This window comes from Stenotrophomonas sp. PS02297, assembly GCF_029959705.1.
In the GTDB taxonomy this organism is placed as follows: domain Bacteria; phylum Pseudomonadota; class Gammaproteobacteria; order Xanthomonadales; family Xanthomonadaceae; genus Stenotrophomonas; species Stenotrophomonas nitritireducens.
Window position 1 is genome coordinate 1 of record NZ_JASCOS010000077.1, and the last position, 17,396, is coordinate 17,396.

The window sequence follows — 17,396 nt, forward strand, 5'->3', positions numbered from 1 at the left end:
TGGGCGCCTTCGCCGCGGGCGTGGGCACGGTGACCAAGGGCGTGGGGTTCCTGCCGCTGCTGGCGCTGCTGCCCTGGGCCGCCTGGCGCTGGCGGCACCCCCGTGCGCCCGGCGCCGGGCGCGGCTGGGGCTGGTGGCTGATCCTGCCGCTGTTCATCGCCGGCACCTGCGTGTGGCTGGCGCCGCTGGGCATCGCCCTGCTGCACAACCCCGACCCGCACCTGCAGTCCTACGCGCAGGAACTGCTGTTCAAGCAGACCGGCACCCGCTATGCCAACGCCTGGCACCACAAGCAGCCGGCCTGGTACTACCTGCAGGTGATCGCTACGCTGTGGCTGCCGGGCAGCCTGCTGCTGCCGTGGCTGGTGCCGGCCTGGTGGCGCCGCCTGCGCCGCGCCGATCCGCGCTACATCGTGCTGCTGGGCTGGGCGCTGCTGGTGCTGCTGTTCTTCAGCGCCAGCCCGGGCAAGCGCGAGGTCTACATCCTGCCGATGCTGCCGGCGCTGGCGGTGGCGGCCGCGCCGCTGCTGGCCGGGTTGCTGCGCCGCACCGGCGTGCGCTGGGCGCTGCTGGCATACGTGCTGCTGCTGGCAGTGGCGACGCTGGCCATCGGCTATGGCGCGCTGCACGGCGACGGCTGGGCGCAACGCAACGCGGCCAAGCGCGCGATCGACCCGTGGGTGCTGCCGCAGGTCGGCGCCTGGCTGCTGGGTTTCGGCATCGCCGCGCTGGCGCTGGTGGCAACGCTGCGCCTGCGCCGCGCCGGGCTGGCGGCGGTGCTGGCCACGGTGCTGCTGTGGGCGATGTACGGACTGGGCCTGATGCCGGCGCTGGACCCCTATAGTTCGGCCGCCGCGGTCATGGAAAAGGCACGCCAGCGCATCGGCGACGGCGAACTGGGCATGGTCGCCTGGCGCGAGCAGAACCTGCTGCAGACCCATCCGCAGGCGGCGGACTTCGGCTTCAAGCGCCCCTGGTCCGAACAGTGGGAGCTGGCCGGGCAATGGGTGGCGGCCGCTCCGGAGCGGCGCTGGCTGTTCGTCCTCAAGGAGGCGATGACGCCCTGCGCCGACCCGGCACGGGTGATCGACATCGGCAGCGCCAACCGCAACGAATGGCAGCTGCTGCCGGGCACCGCGCTGGATACCGCCTGCGTGGCCGCAAGCCACGGCGAAGTCGCCGAAACGCCGGACGAAACCAACGACGACTGAACCCGGTGTGGCATTAACGTCCTGCCGACGCGCCTCCGACCAGTCTCCGACATGCCGGGACCGACCATGCCGCCATTCACCGTCGATGGCGTACCGCTCCTGTGCCTGCCGTTCCTTCCTCGCCTGCTCCCTATGCATTGCCGGTCGGCGGGCTCGCCGCCACCCGGCGCGGCTTTCTTGGCCGCCACCTGCTGATTCCCCTGCTGATCGCGCTGGCCGCCAGCGCGGTACTGATGGCCGGCAATGGCGACCAGTGGCTGGCCGACCTGTTCTACCGCTGGGAGGGCGGCCAATGGGCGCTCAAGGATTCCTGGTGGACCAGCCATGTGATCCACCGCGGCGGCAAGAACCTGAGCACCCTCGCCGCACTGCTGGTGATGCTGGCCCTGCTGCGCGCCTGTTTCGACACCCGCTGGAAGCCGTTGCGGATGCCGCTGCTGTACCTGCTGCTGGCGGTGGGCCTGTCCACCGGCATGGTCGCCCTGCTCAAATCCATGACCCAGATGGATTGCCCCTGGGACCTGCAGCGCTACGGCGGCCTGCGTCCGTTCATCGGCCTGTTCCAGCCACGCCCGGTCATGCTCGGCCATGCCGCCTGCTTCCCGGCCGGCCATGCCAGTGCCGGTTATGGCTGGGTGGCGCTGTACTTCTTCGCGCTGCGGATGCGCCCGCAATGGCGCTGGGCGGCATTGGCCGTCGCCGTGGCCACCGGCCTGGTGTTCGGCATCTCCCAGCAACTGCGCGGCGCGCACTTCCTCTCGCATGATGTGTGGTCGCTGGCGGTCAGCTGGACCGTGGCGGTACTGCTCTACCTGCTGATGTTCCCGCCGGCCAAGGCCACCCCCTTCAAGGAAGAAGCTCGCGCATGAACGCCGCCTCCCCGCCCCTGCCCGCATCGACCACCGCATTCGCGCGGCTGCGCCGGTGGCGCCCGGAAATCACTACCGAAACGCTGATCCTGCTGGCCAGCGCGTTCTTCGCGCTGGTCTGCAACGGCCTGTTCTGGCGCGACGCCATGGCCACGAACCCCGGCAGCGTGCTGTTCGCGCTGTCGCTGTTCGCCCTGTTGATGGGCGTGCATGCCCTGCTGCTCGGCCTGCTGGTGTGGCGCTGGAACGCCAAGGTGCTGCTGACGGTCCTGTTCGTCACCACCGCCTTCGCCACGCACTACATGAACAGCTTCAACGTCTACCTGGACGCGGACATGCTGCGCAACGTGCTGGCCACCGACCAGAAGGAATCGCGCGAGCTGATGACACCGGCGCTGCTCCTGCCGCTGCTCGGCTACGCGCTGGTTCCATGCGTGCTGCTGTGGCGTGTGCGCCTGCGCCGCCGCGGCTGGGGCCGCACCCTGCTGTGGCGCCTGCTGTTCCTGGTGGGCGTGGTGATGGTGGCCGGCGCCGGCACGCTGGCCTCGTTCCAGAACGTGTCGGCGCTGATGCGCAACCATCGCGAGGTGCGCTACCTGGCCACCCCGGTGAACTACCTGATCGCGCTGAAGCAGAACCTGGTCACCTCCAACCCGATCAAGAACCAGCCCAAGCTGCCGCTCGGCACCGACGCCAAGGCCACCCCTCGCGCAGCGGGCAGCAGGCCGCGCCTGCTGGTGCTGGTGGTCGGCGAAACCGTGCGCGCACAGAACTGGGGCCTGAACGGCTACGACCGCCAGACCACGCCCGAACTGGCGCAGGCCGGCGTGATCAACTTCCCCGACATGCACTCCTGCGGCACCAGTACCGAGGTCTCGCTGCCCTGCATGTTCTCGCCGTTCGGCCGCCACGATTACGACGAGAAGAAGATCCGCGCCCACCAGTCGCTGCTGCATGTGCTCGAACACGCCGGCATCGCCACGCTGTGGCGCGACAACCAGTCCGGCTGCAAGGGCGTGTGCGAAGGCCTGGAAATCCAGCGCCTGGACGATGCGACCAAGCCCGGCCTGTGCGCCGACGGCCGCTGCATGGACGAGATCCTGCTCGACGACCTCGCCGCGCAGGTGCGCGCCAAGCCGGGCGACCGCGTCGTCGTCCTGCACCAGCTCGGCAACCACGGCCCGAGTTACTTCCAGCGCTACCCGGCGCAGTTCCGCCAGTTCGCGCCGACCTGCGACACCGCGGACCTGGGCAAATGCAGCCGCGAACAGATCGTCAACAGCTACGACAACGCGGTGCGCTACACCGACCATTTCCTGGCCCAGACCATCGCCGCCCTGCGCGGCCTGGACGACTACGACACGGCCATGATCTACCTCTCCGACCACGGCGAATCGCTGGGCGAGAAAGGCCTGTATCTGCATGGCGTGCCCTATGCCATCGCGCCGGACGAACAGACCCGCGTGCCGATGGTGATGTGGTTCTCGCCGCAGTTCGCCGCCGACCGCGGCCTGGACCTGCAATGCCTGCGCGACCGCGCGCACCGCCGTACCGACCAGGACAACCTGTTCCCCTCGGTGCTGGGGCTGATGCAGGTCGGGACCTCGGTCTACGCGCGCGACCGCGACCTGTTCGCCGGTTGCGGGGGATAAAACCGTCCTTCGCGGGAGCGCACTTCAATGCACGATGAGGCCTTGCCGGAACACCTGTCCGCAGAGGAAGCAAAAACAGTCGGTGTTTTCCAAGCGTCATTGCCGCTCTTTGCGGACAGCCTGCTGCCAGTACCCCGCTGAAGCCCCATCGCGCACTGAAGTGCGCTCCTTCGGTGGCAAGATGATCCGCCTGCCCCCCGGAGAACCACCATGGCCACCTTCCCGCAATGGCTGCCCTGGGCCCTGCTGTCGGCCGCCTTCGCCGCGCTGACCGCGATCTTCGCCAAGCTCGGCCTGCAGCAGGTCGATGCCGACCTGGCGATGCTGCTGCGCACCGTCGCCATCGTCGCGGTGCTGGGGTTATTCGTGGCCGCCACCGGCAAGTGGAGCAACCCACTGGCCCTGCCCGGCAAGACCCTGCTCTGGCTGCTGCTCTCGGCACTGGCCACCGGCGCCTCGTGGCTGTGCTACTTCCGCGCCCTGCAACGCGGCCCGGCCTCGCAGGTGGCGCCGGTGGACAAGCTCAGCGTGGTGCTGGTGGCGGTATTCGCCTTTGCCTTCCTGCACGAACGCCTGGCCTGGCGCGAATGGCTGGGCGTAGCGATGATCGGCGGTGGCGTGCTGCTGATGGCCCTCAAGCGCTGAGGTGTTGTAGCGCCGGGCAACGCCCGGCGGAGCTTTCCGGTGAAGTCCCAGCGGGGCGTTGCCCCGCTCTACAAGACCGCATCGCCCTGTAGCGCCGGGCGACGCCCGGCGGGGCTTTCCCGGTGAAGCCCCAGCGGGGCGGTGCCCCGCTCTACACGACGGCCGCGCCCTGTAGCGCCGGGCGACGCCCGGCGGGCCTTTCCCGGTGAAGCCCCAGCGGGGCGTTGCCCCGCTCTACAAGACGCAGATCGCCCTGCCTCCGTCTCGCTCCTCTCCACGCGTTCCTCGCCTCTTGCCGCGACCGCCGCGGCCCTCTAGCCTTCGCCGGTCAACTACCACCGGGGAATCGCGTGAAACAACGTCATCTGCTGCTGGCCCTCGCCGTGAGCGCCGGCGTGCTGTCGCTGGCCGCCTGCAACAAGGAAGCCGCCACCGACACCGCCGCACCAGCGTCGCAGGCCGCGCCGGCCGAAAGCGCCGACCAGTTCATCGCCCGGGTCAACGACGAGTACAAGGCCATGTACCCGGAAATGACCTCGGCGCAGTGGCTCTCGTCCACCTACATCAACGACGATTCCGCGCGCGTGGCGGCCAAGGCCAACGAGCGCTGGCTGACCACGCTCAACGGCTGGATCGAACAGGCCGGCAAGTACGAAGGCCAGCCGATGAGCGAGGACACCAGGCGTGCCCTGCACCTGCTCAAGCTGATGACCGCCATGCCGGCCCCGCGCGACCCGGCCAAGCTGGCCGAACTGGCCGCCATCGCCACCAAGCTGGAAGGCGACTACGGCGCCGGCACCTACTGCACCGGCGAAGGCGATGCGCAAAACTGCCGCCAGCTCGGTGAGCTGGAACAGGTGCTGGCGCGCTCGCACGACTACGCCAAGCAGCTCGACGCGTGGCAGGGCTGGCACTCCACCGCCGTGGCCTCGCGCAAGCCATACCAGCGCTTCGTCGAACTGGTCAACGAAGGCGCGCGCGAACTGGGCTACACCGATGCCGGGCAGATGTGGCGCGCCGGCTACGACATGCCGGCCGAGCAGGTCGGCCCGGAAACCGACCGCCTGTGGGTGCAGGTCAAGCCGCTGTACGAACAGCTGCACTGCTACACCCGCGCCAAGCTGGACAAGGAATACGGCAAGGACAAGGCCGAAGTCGGCGGCGGCCTGATCGCCGCGCACCTGACCGGCAACATGTGGCAGCAGGACTGGAGCAACCTGTGGGACCAGCTGCAGCCCTACCCCGGCGCCGGCAGCCTGGACATCACCGCCGCGCTGGAGAAGCAGCACCAGGGCAACCTGAGCGCGGCGCTGGCCAAGGCCGGCGCCAACGCCGACGTCGCCGCCCGCTTCAAGGCCCAGCGCGAGGCCGAACTGGCCACCGCCAAACAGATGACCGAGCGCGCGCAGGACTTCTACGTGTCCCTGGGCATGCCCAAGCTGCCGCCCAGCTACTGGCAGAACACCCAGTTCATCAAGCCGCTGGACCGCAACGTGGTCTGCCACGCCAGCGCCTGGGACATGAACATGGGCGGCGACGGCAAGGACGTGGGCGCGGACGTGCGCACCAAGATGTGCATCACCCCGAACGAAGAAAACTTCACCACCATCTACCACGAGCTCGGCCACATCTATTACGACCTGGCCTACAACCCGCTGCCGCCGTTGTTCCAGGGCGGCGCCAACGACGGCTTCCACGAAGCCATCGGCGACACCATCGTGCTGGCGATGACCCCGCAGTACCTCAACTCCATCGGCCTGGTCGACAAGCCGCAGGAAAGCCACGAGGCCACCATCAACGCGCAGATGCGCATGGCGCTGAGCGGCGTGTCGTTCCTGCCGTTCGGCCTGATGATCGACCGCTGGCGCTGGGGCGTTTTCGACGGCTCGATCAAGCCCGAGCAGTACAACCAGAAGTGGTGGGAACTGAAGGCCCAGTACCAGGGCGTGGCCCCGGCCAGCGCACGCGGCGAGGACTACTTCGACGCGGGCGCCAAGTACCACGTGCCGGGCAACACCCCGTACCTGCGCTATTTCCTGGCGCGCACCCTGCAGTACCAGTTCTACAAGGGCCTGTGCGACGCCGCCGGTTATACCGGCCCGCTCAACCAGTGCACCTTCTACGGCAACAAGGAAGCCGGCCAGAAGTACTGGGCCATGCTCAGCAAGGGCGCCAGCCAGCCATGGCAGGCCACCCTCAAGGAACTGACCGGCACCGAGAAACTCGACGCCGCGCCGATGCTGGAATACTTCGCCCCGCTGCAGGAATGGCTCAAGCAGCAGAACGAAGGGCAGATGTGCGGGTGGCAGGCGGGCACCCCGCAGCCGGTGAAGCCGGCGGCGCCGTAAAGCCGGGTTGAAGCGTGGAGACGAAGGGCGCCTCAAGGCGCCCTTCGTTCAAATGAAACCCGCGCGTGCCCCATATCTCGACATGACCTTAAAACACTGCCCATGACCGATATTTCCGCAAGCAGATCTCCCGGACTTTCCCCTGCCCCAGCAACACCGGCACACTCGCGGGGAATCATCTGGCTGCTCACCGGCCTGATCTCCAGCATCGTCGCTGCCATCGCCATCACCCTGATCGGCGTATGGGTTTTCCCGCAGTTCTCCGACACCTTCACCGCCTTCAGCCTGTCCGGCAACGAGTTGCCGCTGCTCACCCGCCTGACCACCCGCTTCTACCCCGCCATCTGGTGCGCCCCGGCTCTCGTGATCCTGATCCGGCTGTCCTGGCCCAGCAAGGCCCGCCGCCCGATCGCCGCAGGCGTGCTCGGACTGCTCACGCTGTTCGGCGGCGTGCCCCTGGTTTTTCTGTCGGCCTACCTGCCGATTTTCCAGCTGCTCTCGTCGGTGTAGGCGCCGCCGCCCCCGATTGAAGTGAACGGTTAAAAGCCGATGCAACTGGCAGGTTGATATCGCAACACCGGCGCATCATGGAGCCGGAGCAAAACCAGAACATGAAGGGCGCCTGACGGCGCCCTTCGCTTTTCTGCATCCAGCCACGCTGACCTGCACGGCAATCCGGTTACGTCGCATCCGCGTTACACCCACGGGCCAGCAGGTGTATTCGTTACAGCAGCATTCCTGCGGTATAACGCCGAAGCAAAACCATCCTACCCAATCGCTCAAGAGCCCTCCAAGCAACTGATGCAGAAAGGGAAAGCCACGCATTGCCAGCCCAATGGAAGTCAGCCATGATCCGCATTACACCGCGTTTAGGCGGTCCAATAGGCGTTGAGGTTGCACGGACACATCAGGGGGATATGATGGAAATAGCAAACACACTCATCATCTCTGCCACGCTACTCGGCCCAATTCTTGCCGTACAAGCTCAGAAGACGATTGAGCGTATTCGCGAGAGAAGACAGCGAAAGCTCTGGGTATTCCACACCTTAATGGCAACGCGCGCATCATCTCTGCCACGCTACTCGGCCCAATTCTTGCCGTACAAGCTCAGAAGACGATTGAGCGTATTCGCGAGAGAAGACAGCGAAAGCTCTGGGTATTCCACACCTTAATGGCAACGCGCGCAGCTCGTCTAAGCACTGAGCACGTGCAAGCGCTCAACATGATTGACCTGACGTTCTATGGTCATAGAGCTCTAGGGATACATCGTCGATCTAAGCGGGAGCAGACGGTGCTGAACTCTTGGCGAGAGTACCTGGACCACCTTGAAACAAAATTTGAGGATGATCAAGCGGCGAACTGGAGAGCACGCGGAGAAGAGCTCTTTGTCAACTTGCTAAACGCAATTGCAGTTGACGTTGACTTTACCTTTGACCGCGTCCAGCTAAAAAAGCACATCTACTCACCCGTGGCTCATGGTCGCCTTGAGGAGGAACAAGAAAGGCTGCGCCGTCTCGCCATTGATGTTCTTTCCGGAGCAAGCCCCCTAAGCATGAATGTCACCAGCTTTCCAATTGATGAAGACGCATTGAAAGCACAGATTGATTTGCATCAGTCGCTACGATCTGCTTTAAACGGTGACGGGTCGCTTACAGTCAAAGTTAAAGATGACTAGCGTGCAACCTAACAATTCATTCAAGCCGACACCGCTTCGCGGCGCGGCTTAACTCAGGCGTTAGACCTGCTATGAAACCTCTCGTAATCCCACCCGCCGCACAGCGCGATGACAATTCCATCCAAATGCTCAGCGCTTGGATCGCTGAGCACGGGCAGCACTGCACGATTAACATCGGCCTATGGCAGGACAACGGTCGTGAGGAGGCCCCGGCATGGGGCATCTTCCTAGCTGACACCATCCGCCACATCGCCAATGCACTCCAGGAGCAGTACGGCCAATCTGCACCCGACACCATTGCAGCCATCCTGGAATCACTCCACGACGAGCTGGGCAACCCCACATTTGATGCCAAAGGCGCCTTTAGTCATGGTCACGGGTAGCAGGTCTAACAATTCATTCAAGCCGAAGCCGCTTCGCGGCTCGGCTTAATTCAGGCGTTAGGCATCAAAGGACGGATCTGTGCGCGTTGACTTAGCCCTCTTTGAAGGTGACGAACTGCTGACCCGCGACAGCTTTCGCGTAGGTGCTGCCGAGCTCTCAAGCTTTTCCCCGCTGTTCAAAATCACTCACAAGCTCGGGCAAGAAGCGGCGGATATTGTTCTTTCAGAGTTCCCAACTCATGTTGACCTCAACACAATCGTCCTTAAGATGCCAATTCATGAGTCCTCTGATTGGGAGTCAATCGACATGGGCAGGTACTCGCTGGCATTCTGGTGTCGGCTTGATGCCTAACAATTCATTCAAGCCGACGCCGCTTCGCGGCGCGGCTTAATTCCAGAGTTAGGTGGCAATGATGCGTATTTTCAAGGGGGTTGGACTTGGCCTGACGCTAGTCGGCCTTGCTGGATGCGGGCCGCGTCTAACTGATAGCGGAGTACTCAACTATGCGTCCACTGGCTATGACAAAAGGCTCTACGACCAACCACCCAAGATCCTGGGCAGTCTGCGGGGCGTCGACGTAGTTGTTGAGTACAAATGTAGTGACATCTGCCCCAACCATACCGTCCGTATTATTCGATTCGAGTTGCCGAACGGCATGAACTGCAATGAGGCCGGAGGCCGCTATACCTACTTCGAGCTACCTCCGTTTAGTATGCAGCCCGAAGGCGGGTACTGCGTTCCCGCCGTACTGCTGGATAACTGGGACCAGTACGTGAAATGAGTTCACCACCTAACAGTTCATCCAAGCCGACACCGCTTCGTGGCGCGACTTAATTCCGGAGTTAGGCGCCAGGGGATGATCATGAAAACCGCAAGCAAGTTCATCGTCGTTGCCGCTACCTCGCTTGCTCTTGGCATGCCAGCCTCCGCACAGGATGACTTGTCGGCCCAAGGCATTCTGGCAATCGGAAAGATGACCGGTGCCTGCGGCATCATGGATTCAATGATTCAGTTCCAAAAGACCATTCGCATGGAGGGCGGTGAGGCATTTGTGCTTCGCTTCTGGGAGGTAGAGGCTGCAAGACTCGGAATGTCTGTCCAGCAACTCTCGGAACAGTGCAACAAGTCGGTATCCGCATACGACACGCTCTGGAGCACAGCTGAGGCATTGCCTTGATGTACACATCTAACAATTCATTCAAGCCGACACCGCTTCGCGGCGCGGCTTAATTCAGGCGCCAAGTATCATGGAATTTTCCCAGCCTGCGCCAACAAAAAGCATAGCTGTTCTATGCAGCTTGGCGGTGCTACCTGATGGTTCATTGAGGGTGGTACTTGACGACACTCGCAAGGGCCAAGAGCCAGGCACTTGGGCGTACCAAAGCTTGGTGACCTTCAAGGACTACCCACCTGGCACCCTTGAGGACTTGGCTGCACTCCCGGAGGAAGAGCTGGCAAACTTCGGCTATTACGTGCTGGCCCGCCTGCTCGCGAGCAACGGACTTGGAACCTAACCGTTCGCTCAAGCCGAATCCGCCTCGCGGACCAGCTTGGTTACGGAGTAGTGCGGGTGGACAAAACATGTTTTGCCCACCCGACATCGCAGATCATCTCTCCGGGCTCGGAACGATCGTGATGCAGCCATCTTCAATGTGCATGCTCACCTTCTCGCCTGCGATAAAGCCCGCATGCCGCAGCCAGTGACCTCGCAGGCGGATATACAGCGAACGTGTACGAGAGCAATCCCCCCCGCTCCCGGGTAAAAACAACCGGTCCGCGTGCCGGTTCCGCAGTGTCGACCAATCGACCAGTTTTTTCGTCAACCGCATTCGTACGCCGGCTAGCAAGACGGCCGTCGCAGCACGGGGCGCGATGGGTTCTTTCGCCGCAGGCCGGTAAAGTGCCGAAGCATCCCTGCAGGAAACCCAAACCGTGTTCCTCTACTACGGCATCAGCTTCGTCATCAGCATGCTGGCATTGGCTGCCTGGACAATCGTCGCCGTGACGCATGTACCGGTTTATCACGGCGATGGCACCGGTCCGGATGGCGTCGTGATTCTGCTTTACCTGTCGCTCTGGCCTGTCGGCCTGCTGCTGGCGCACTCCGCCGGGCTGGCGTGGATCGTACATTCAAGGCATCCCGCATCGATCCTGCAGGGTCGCCGGGGCCTCGCCGTGCATGGCGTGCTGGGTACCGCATTTGTCCTGTACGCGCTGTACCTGTTCCATCCGGGCTGATTCAACACGCCTTGCTCATACGACAAGGGCGCCCCGCGGCGCCCTTGTCCGTTCACGCCCCGACATAACTCAATGCGTGGCCGTGGCGTCCTTCGCGCCGATGCCGAGCTCCGCGGCCAGGTTGCGCTTCCAGGTGTCGAAGTCGATGCCCTGCTCCGCTGCTTCGGCATGGGCGGCATCCTTCAATGCGTCGGAGTACATCAGCCGCACGGGAGTGCCGCTGCGCTCGTGCAGTTCGGCGGCCTGCATGATCAGCGCCAGCACGCGGGCGGCACTGGGGGTTTCGCCAGCGATTTTGCCGTCCATGCCCAGCACCCATTCGCCGTCGCGGCGGACGATGCCGGCCAGCAGGGTGCGCTGCTGGTCGCGCAGTTCGGCGTGCGGTTCCACCGTGGCCTTCGGCGCTGGGTTGGCGGCGGCCTGGTTGCGCTCGCGCTCGGCCAGCTTCTTCTTCGCCTCGCGGCGGCCCTTGGAGTGGATGGACATGGTTGCAGGCTTCCGATGACGGCCTTGGTGGCCGGTAGGGGGAGAGTGACGCAGGTGGAGTGATGCGGAAATGGACGCCGGGCCTAGATATGCATGTGCGGGCCGGCCAGGTGGCGCTCGCGGCGATGTTCCCAGTACCAGAACGCGAAGCCCAGCAGCATGAAGCCGGCCATGCCCAGCGCCAGGTGCAGCGGCCGGCCGCTGAGCAGCGGCGAGATCACGCCGGCCACCACGGTGCTGATCATCAGCTGCACGAAGGCCTGCAACGACGAGGCCAGGCCGCGCTGCTGGGGGTACATGTCCAGCACGGCCAGCGCCAGCACCGGGAAGATCAGCGCGGTGCCCAGGCCGCCGAGGAATATCGGCAACACTGCCCACGGCAGCTGCAACTGCTCCACCGATGCCGCATAGGCGATGTTCAGCACCGCCGACAGCGCGCAGCAGGCGAAGCCGATGCCGATCTGCCGCACCGGCAAGGTGCGCCCTGCCATGCGCCCGGACAGGAACGCGCCGGTGGTCATGCCGCCAATGGTGGGGATGAACAGCCAGGCGAAGCCGCCTTCGCCCAGGCGCAGGTGCTGCATCACGAACACCGGCGCCGAGGCGATATACAGGAAGATGCCGCCGAAGTTGACGCTGCCGGCCAGCGACAGGCGCAGGAAACGCGGGTTGAAGCCGATGCGCAGGTAATCGCGCAGCAGGCCGCGCGGCGACAGCGCGGTGCGCGCCTGTGCCGGGTGGGTTTCCGGCAGCCAGCGCGCGGTGGCGGCAAGCAGCAGCAGCGAGAACACCACCAGGAACCAGAAGATCAGCGGCCAGTCGCCGCCGCCGAGCAGGATCCAGCCGCCGATGATGGGCGCGATGGCCGGGGCGATGCCGAAGATCATGGACACCTGGCTCATCAGCCGTTGCGCGTCGGGGCCGTGGTACAGGTCGCGGATCACCGCGCGGCCGACGATCATGCCCACGCCGGCAGAAACGCCCTGCAGCGCGCGGAACACCAGCAGCGTGCCCAGGTGGGTGGACAGCGCACAGCCGACCGAGGCAGCGACGAACAGCACCAATCCGCCGAGGATCACCCGCTTGCGCCCCCAGGCATCAGACAGTGGGCCATGCGCCAGGCTCATCAGGCCATAGAACAGCAGGTAGACACTGACAGTCTGCTGCACCGCCACCTCGTCCACCGCCAGTTCCCGCGCCAGCAGCGGGAAGGCCGGGAAGATGGTGTCGATGGAGAACGGCCCGAACATGGACAGCCCGGCGAGCAACAGGGCCAGGCGGCGGGTGGAGGGCGAAGCGGTGGTCATGGGGTATCCGGCGGGGCGTGCGCGAGGACGCACGACGGGCGCCGGCCCTGTGCGGGCGGCGCCGGGAGGAAACGGGAAGGCTGCACATGATAGAGGGGTGGACCTGCCGCCGGTAGGCGCGCAGCTGAATGCCGATGCGGGGAAGCCGCCCTCACTCTGGGACGAGAAGGCACGCGCGCGTTCGAACGCCCACTCCGCTGGCGTGGGCCAGGATGCGAGGCGGGGGTGGAGCCGAGGGCCGGGGTGGAGCGCATGCACCACCTGAAGCCATGGCATCCCGATTGCTTCCCACATGGGTGCGTGGCGACGTGTCCATCATCGCGTTCCCGTAATTCCTTGCAGCGCCCCCGCGTCCGCCCCTGCGGGGCACTTCGCTTCGCCCCCCCCCCCGCCGGGCGCAACCCGCCGCGCGTTCAGGCATGTGCGAGCCAATACCTCGCAAACCACACGCTCTCACCCCGGAGGGAGAAGGCTCCCGCAGCGGGCACCGCCCAGCCGGGCCAACCGCTATAATCAGCGCGCTACACGGTGGGAGAAGCGGTTCATCGCTGCCGAAGGCGCAAACGCCCGCAATCGCTCAGGCCCCGATACCACCTGCGTCAAAACTCTGGAGAGACCGGTTCAATCCGGCGCCGAAGGTGCACGAGGCGCGCGACCCGCAGGTCGCGCCTTCCAAACTCTCAGGCAAAAGGACAGAGGGGCACGAGGCGAGCCGCCGGCTTGCCGGCCGTGGTGCCGCGTGCGCGGAACTGCTGCCGGACCGGATGGGCTCGCCGACCCAGCCCCGCACGCCACTCTCCGGACGTCCGTCATGCCCCAGAACACGCCTTCGCTGCGCGAACTCGAACACGCCTCCGCCTTCGTCGACCGCCACATCGGTCCCAACGATGCCGAAATCGCGCAGATGCTGCGCGTGGTCGGCCATGACTCGCTCGATGCGCTGACCGACGCCATCGTCCCGGGCGCGATCAAGTCGCCCGCCCCGCTGGCCCTGCCCGAGTCGCTGACCGAAGTGCAGGCGCTGGCCAGGATTCGCGCCATCGCCGGCAAGAACAAGGTGCTGCGCAGCTTCATCGGCCAGGGCTATTACGGCACCCACACGCCGAACGTGATCCTGCGCAACATCCTCGAGAACCCGGCCTGGTACACCGCCTACACTCCGTACCAGGCGGAAATCTCGCAGGGCCGCATGGAAGCGCTGATCAACTTCCAGCAGATGGTCGCCGACCTGACCGGCATGGAAATCGCCAACGCCTCGCTGCTGGACGAAGCCACCGCCGCCGCCGAGGCGATGACCCTGGCCAAGCGCTCGGCCAAGTCGAAGTCGGACGTGTTCTTCGTGCACGACGCGGTGCACCCGCAGACGCTGGAACTGCTGCGCACCCGCGCCGAGCCGATGGGCATCGTGCTGCGCGTGGGCACCCCGGCCGAAGCGCTGGAAGCCGATTCCTTCGGCGTGCTGCTGCAGTACCCAGACAGCTTCGGCCACATCGGCGACCACAAGGCGCTGGTCGAGGCCGTGCACGCCCGCCAGGGTCTGGTCGCAGTGGCCACCGACCTGCTGGCGCTGACCCTGATCGCCGCGCCCGGCGAATGGGGCGCGGACATCGTGGTCGGCAACAGCCAGCGTTTCGGCGTGCCGTTCGGTTTCGGCGGCCCGCATGCCGCGTTCATGGCCTGCCGCGACGCCTACAAGCGCTCGATGCCGGGCCGCCTGATCGGCGTGTCGGTCGATGCCGAAGGCAAGCCGGCCTACCGCCTCACCCTGCAGACCCGCGAACAGCACATCCGCCGCGAGAAGGCCACCTCCAACATCTGCACCGCGCAGGTGCTGCTGGCGGTGATGGCCTCGATGTATGCCGTCTACCACGGCCCGGAAGGCCTGACCCGCATCGCCCGCCGCACCCATCGCCTGGCCGCCCTGCTGGCCGCGGCGCTGCGCAAGAACGGCGTGGACGTGGGCGAGCACTTCTTCGACACCCTGCACGTGCGCAACGTCGACGCCGCCGCGCTGCAGGCCAAGGCCGTGGCCGCGGGCATCAACCTGCGCGTGATCGACAGCGAAGCGGTGGGCATCAGCCTGGACGAGACCGCCACCCGCGAGGACATCGTCGCGCTGGGCGCGGTGTTCGGCGCCAGCGTGGACGTGGACGCGCTGGACGCGACCACCGCCGACGCGCTGCCGGCCGCCCTGGTGCGCCAGTCCGCGTTCCTGACCCACCCGGTGTTCAACACCCACCACAGCGAGCACGAGCTGCTGCGCTACCTGCGCTCGCTGGCCGACAAGGACCTGGCCATGGACCGCACGATGATCCCGCTGGGCTCGTGCACCATGAAGCTCAACGCCACCGCCGAGATGATTCCGGTAACCTGGCCGGAGTTCGCCAACATCCACCCGCTGGCCCCGGCCGACCAGGCCCAGGGCTACAAGGAACTGATCGACGGGCTGGAAGCGATGCTGGTGGAGTGCACCGGCTACGACGCGGTGAGCCTGCAGCCGAACTCCGGCGCGCAGGGCGAATACGCCGGCCTGCTGGCGATCCGCGCCTACCATGCCTCGCGCGGCGAGAGCCACCGCGACATCTGCCTGATCCCGGATTCGGCGCACGGCACCAACCCGGCCTCGGCGCAGATGTGCGGCATGAAGGTGGTGGTCACCAAGACCGACGCCAACGGCAACGTCGACGTCGAGGACATCCGCGCCAACGCCGAGAAGTACAGCGACCGCCTGGCCGCGATCATGATGACCTACCCGTCCACGCATGGCGTGTTCGAGGAAGAGGTGGTGGAGATCTGCCAGATCATCCACAAGCACGGTGGCCAGGTGTACACCGACGGCGCCAACATGAACGCCCTGGTCGGCGTGGCCAAGCCCGGCAAGTGGGGCTCGGACGTGTCGCACCTGAACCTGCACAAGACCTTCTGCATCCCGCATGGCGGCGGCGGCCCGGGCGTCGGCCCGTGCGCGGTCAAGTCGCATCTGGCCCCGTTCCTGCCGGGCGCGCTGGTAAAGGACGGCCTGCGCACGCAGGGCACCGGCAACGGCGCGATGGTCAGCGCCGCCACCTTCGGCAGCGCCTCCATCCTGCCGATCAGCTGGATGTATATCGCGCTGATGGGCGCGGCCGGCCTGCGCAAGGCCACCCAGGTCGCCCTGCTCAACGCCAACTACATCGCCAAACGCCTGGCCGCGCACTACCCCACGCTGTACACCGGCCGCAACGGCCTGGTGGCGCATGAGTGCATCCTCGACGTGCGTCCGCTGGAGAAGACCTCCGGCATCGGCGCCGAGGACGTGGCCAAGCGCCTGATCGACTTCGGCTTCCACGCCCCGACCCTGAGCTTCCCGGTCGCCGGCACGCTGATGGTCGAGCCGACCGAGAGCGAATCGCAGTACGAACTGGACCGCTTCATCGACGCGATGATCCAGATCCGCGCCGAAATCCAGGCGATCGAGGACGGCCGCCTGGACCGCGAGGACAACCCGCTCAAGCACGCCCCGCACACCGCCACCGCGGTGTCGGCCAGCGAGTGGACCCACGCCTACCCACGCGAGCTGGCGGCGTTCCCGCTGCCGTCGCTGAAGCAGTCCAAGTACTGGCCGCCGGTGGCGCGCGTGGACAACGTGTACGGCGACAAGAACATCATGTGCGCCTGCATCCCGGTGGATGCCTACAAGGACGACGTCGAGGCCTGATCCGGTCGAGACAGACGGAAAAAGAAATGGCCCGCGCAAGCGGGCCGTTTCTTTTCCACGTCGGCACTACCGGCGGGAGCGCACGCCTGCGACCGACGCGCCCTGCCATCCGCTTGCCCAGCCCGCCCCCTAGTGATAACTTTCGTTATAACAATCGCGGAATCCCGCCATGAAACTCAAGATCACCAGCATCGGCAATTCGTCCGGCATCATCCTGCCCAAGGAGCTGCTTGCGCGCCTGCGCCTGGAAAAGGGTGACGAGCTCCATGCGCTGGAGACCCCCGACGGCATCCGCCTGACCGTCTTCGATCCTGAGCTTGCCGCGCAGATGGAAGTGGCCGAGGCGATCATGCGCGAGGACCGGCAGGTCCTGCACAAGCTGGCACAGTGAGGCGGCCATGATCCGCTGGATCAGCAAGCCGCTGGCCTTGGCCATCCACGACCGCCAGCTCGCCGAACATGGCGGCGGCAGCGGCGTACGCGACGACACCCTGCTCGACTCCGCGCTCGCCCGTGCGCAGCAACTGCATGCCTATGGCGACCCGCCGCCGGACCTGGCCGATCTTGCCGCCAGCCTGGCCTTCGGCCTGGCGCGCAATCACCCCTTCGTCGACGGCAACAAGCGCACCGCGCATGTCTGCTATCGCGTGTTCATCGCCCTCAACGACGGGCATCTGGCCGCGACCGACGAAGAGAAATACATCGCCATGCTGCGCCTGGCCGAAGGCTCCACCACCGAAGCGGAATTCGCCACCTGGCTACGCCCGCGCATCCGCATCGATGCCGGTGGCCGCGTGCAGGAACCGCGCGCGAACTACGCCGGCTGAGGCGCGACGGTTGCGTCGCGCCTCAGCCCACCACGAACCTCAGTAGCCGTTCTTCCT

18 protein-coding genes and 1 riboswitch are annotated in these 17,396 nt (G+C 65.7%); of the genes, 16 read left to right on the forward strand and 2 right to left on the reverse strand.

All coding sequences use genetic code 11. From position 1 onward, the window contains the following. The 13 genes from QMX80_RS13545 to QMX80_RS13605 all read left to right on the forward strand — a co-directional run. Window positions 1–1,211: hypothetical protein (locus tag QMX80_RS13545; protein WP_282277581.1), on the forward strand; the 1,211-nt coding region annotated here is incomplete at its 5' end. Between the two features lie 101 nt (window positions 1,212–1,312). After that, window positions 1,313–2,080: a phosphatase PAP2 family protein gene (locus QMX80_RS13550; RefSeq protein ID WP_282277582.1), complete on the forward strand. Its 768-nt coding sequence runs from the start codon at window positions 1,313–1,315 to the stop codon at window positions 2,078–2,080. Further along, window positions 2,077–3,732 (forward strand): phosphoethanolamine--lipid A transferase, encoded by a 1,656-nt coding sequence (locus QMX80_RS13555; protein WP_282277583.1) that lies wholly within the window; start codon window positions 2,077–2,079, stop codon window positions 3,730–3,732. The genes QMX80_RS13550 and QMX80_RS13555 overlap by 4 nt, the downstream gene beginning before the upstream one ends. Before the next feature lie 210 nt (window positions 3,733–3,942). Further along, a complete protein-coding gene (locus tag QMX80_RS13560) occupies window positions 3,943–4,377 on the forward strand; it encodes an EamA family transporter (RefSeq protein ID WP_282277584.1) in 435 nt (144 codons plus the stop codon). Between the two features lie 350 nt (window positions 4,378–4,727). Then, window positions 4,728–6,725 carry a M2 family metallopeptidase gene (locus QMX80_RS13565; RefSeq protein WP_282277585.1) on the forward strand — a complete coding sequence of 666 codons (1,998 nt, stop codon included), beginning with the start codon at window positions 4,728–4,730 and terminating at the stop codon, window positions 6,723–6,725. Window positions 6,726–6,827: 102 nt separating this feature from the next. Beyond that, window positions 6,828–7,235: a hypothetical protein gene (locus QMX80_RS13570; RefSeq protein WP_282277586.1), complete on the forward strand. Its 408-nt coding sequence runs from the start codon at window positions 6,828–6,830 to the stop codon at window positions 7,233–7,235. Window positions 7,236–7,791: 556 nt separating this feature from the next. Next, window positions 7,792–8,400, forward strand: coding sequence for a DUF6680 family protein (locus QMX80_RS13575; RefSeq protein ID WP_345782383.1), 609 nt, complete (start codon window positions 7,792–7,794; stop codon window positions 8,398–8,400). 71 nt (window positions 8,401–8,471) lie between these two features. Then, a complete protein-coding gene (locus QMX80_RS13580; protein WP_282277588.1) occupies window positions 8,472–8,783 on the forward strand; it encodes a DUF5076 domain-containing protein in 312 nt (103 codons plus the stop codon). Window positions 8,784–8,862: 79 nt separating this feature from the next. After that, window positions 8,863–9,135 (forward strand): hypothetical protein, encoded by a 273-nt coding sequence (locus QMX80_RS13585; protein ID WP_055764306.1) that lies wholly within the window; start codon window positions 8,863–8,865, stop codon window positions 9,133–9,135. 61 nt (window positions 9,136–9,196) lie between these two features. Next, window positions 9,197–9,565: a hypothetical protein gene (locus QMX80_RS13590; RefSeq protein ID WP_282277590.1), complete on the forward strand. Its 369-nt coding sequence runs from the start codon at window positions 9,197–9,199 to the stop codon at window positions 9,563–9,565. 81 nt (window positions 9,566–9,646) lie between these two features. Next, a complete protein-coding gene (locus tag QMX80_RS13595; protein WP_282277591.1) occupies window positions 9,647–9,961 on the forward strand; it encodes a hypothetical protein in 315 nt (104 codons plus the stop codon). 70 nt (window positions 9,962–10,031) lie between these two features. Beyond that, window positions 10,032–10,298, forward strand: coding sequence for a hypothetical protein (locus tag QMX80_RS13600; protein ID WP_282277592.1), 267 nt, complete (start codon window positions 10,032–10,034; stop codon window positions 10,296–10,298). Between the two features lie 418 nt (window positions 10,299–10,716). Continuing rightward, a complete protein-coding gene (locus QMX80_RS13605) occupies window positions 10,717–11,022 on the forward strand; it encodes a hypothetical protein (protein ID WP_282277593.1) in 306 nt (101 codons plus the stop codon). 69 nt (window positions 11,023–11,091) lie between these two features. Here QMX80_RS13605 and QMX80_RS13610 read toward each other — a convergent pair whose 3' ends face one another. Together QMX80_RS13610 and QMX80_RS13615 are read right to left on the reverse strand one after the other, a co-directional pair. Beyond that, complete coding sequence (locus tag QMX80_RS13610; RefSeq protein ID WP_282277594.1) at window positions 11,092–11,508, reverse strand: hypothetical protein; 417 nt, start codon at window positions 11,506–11,508, stop codon at window positions 11,092–11,094. Window positions 11,509–11,591: 83 nt separating this feature from the next. Beyond that, on the reverse strand, window positions 11,592–12,815 hold the full coding sequence (locus tag QMX80_RS13615; RefSeq protein ID WP_282277595.1) for a multidrug effflux MFS transporter: 1,224 nt from the start codon (window positions 12,813–12,815) through the stop codon (window positions 11,592–11,594). 597 nt (window positions 12,816–13,412) lie between these two features. Then, window positions 13,413–13,521, forward strand: a riboswitch (glycine riboswitch). A 105-nt stretch (window positions 13,522–13,626) separates the two neighbouring features. On the opposite strand from QMX80_RS13615, the gene gcvP reads away from it, so the two are divergent. The 3 genes from gcvP (at window position 13,627) to QMX80_RS13630 (ending at window position 17,339) form a co-directional block, all read left to right on the forward strand. Continuing rightward, the gene (gene gcvP / locus QMX80_RS13620; RefSeq protein ID WP_282277596.1) at window positions 13,627–16,512 is read left to right on the forward strand and encodes an aminomethyl-transferring glycine dehydrogenase; all 2,886 of its coding nucleotides are present in this window, start codon (window positions 13,627–13,629) and stop codon (window positions 16,510–16,512) included. A 169-nt stretch (window positions 16,513–16,681) separates the two neighbouring features. Beyond that, window positions 16,682–16,903 carry an AbrB/MazE/SpoVT family DNA-binding domain-containing protein gene (locus QMX80_RS13625; RefSeq protein ID WP_104939279.1) on the forward strand — a complete coding sequence of 74 codons (222 nt, stop codon included), beginning with the start codon at window positions 16,682–16,684 and terminating at the stop codon, window positions 16,901–16,903. A gap of 7 nt (window positions 16,904–16,910) precedes the next feature. Next, window positions 16,911–17,339 carry a type II toxin-antitoxin system death-on-curing family toxin gene (locus QMX80_RS13630; RefSeq protein ID WP_273085254.1) on the forward strand — a complete coding sequence of 143 codons (429 nt, stop codon included), beginning with the start codon at window positions 16,911–16,913 and terminating at the stop codon, window positions 17,337–17,339. Window positions 17,340–17,396 lie beyond the last annotated feature (57 nt).

Bases quoted from the DNA above. Each gene is read 5' to 3' on its own strand.
- QMX80_RS13600 (WP_282277592.1), top strand. From the start codon at position 10,032: ATGGAATTTTCCCAGCCTGCGCCAACAAAAAGCATAGCTGTTCTATGC.
- QMX80_RS13590 (WP_282277590.1), top strand. From the start codon at position 9,197: ATGCGTATTTTCAAGGGGGTTGGACTTGGCCTGACGCTAGTCGGCCTT.
- QMX80_RS13630 (WP_273085254.1), top strand. From the start codon at position 16,911: ATGATCCGCTGGATCAGCAAGCCGCTGGCCTTGGCCATCCACGACCGC.
- QMX80_RS13625 (WP_104939279.1), top strand. From the start codon at position 16,682: ATGAAACTCAAGATCACCAGCATCGGCAATTCGTCCGGCATCATCCTG.
- QMX80_RS13555 (WP_282277583.1), top strand. From the start codon at position 2,077: ATGAACGCCGCCTCCCCGCCCCTGCCCGCATCGACCACCGCATTCGCG.
- QMX80_RS13570 (WP_282277586.1), top strand. From the start codon at position 6,828: ATGACCGATATTTCCGCAAGCAGATCTCCCGGACTTTCCCCTGCCCCA.
- QMX80_RS13595 (WP_282277591.1), top strand. From the start codon at position 9,647: ATGAAAACCGCAAGCAAGTTCATCGTCGTTGCCGCTACCTCGCTTGCT.
- QMX80_RS13580 (WP_282277588.1), top strand. From the start codon at position 8,472: ATGAAACCTCTCGTAATCCCACCCGCCGCACAGCGCGATGACAATTCC.
- QMX80_RS13560 (WP_282277584.1), top strand. From the start codon at position 3,943: ATGGCCACCTTCCCGCAATGGCTGCCCTGGGCCCTGCTGTCGGCCGCC.
- gcvP (WP_282277596.1), top strand. From the start codon at position 13,627: ATGCCCCAGAACACGCCTTCGCTGCGCGAACTCGAACACGCCTCCGCC.
- QMX80_RS13610 (WP_282277594.1), bottom strand. From the start codon at position 11,508: ATGTCCATCCACTCCAAGGGCCGCCGCGAGGCGAAGAAGAAGCTGGCC.
- QMX80_RS13615 (WP_282277595.1), bottom strand. From the start codon at position 12,815: ATGACCACCGCTTCGCCCTCCACCCGCCGCCTGGCCCTGTTGCTCGCC.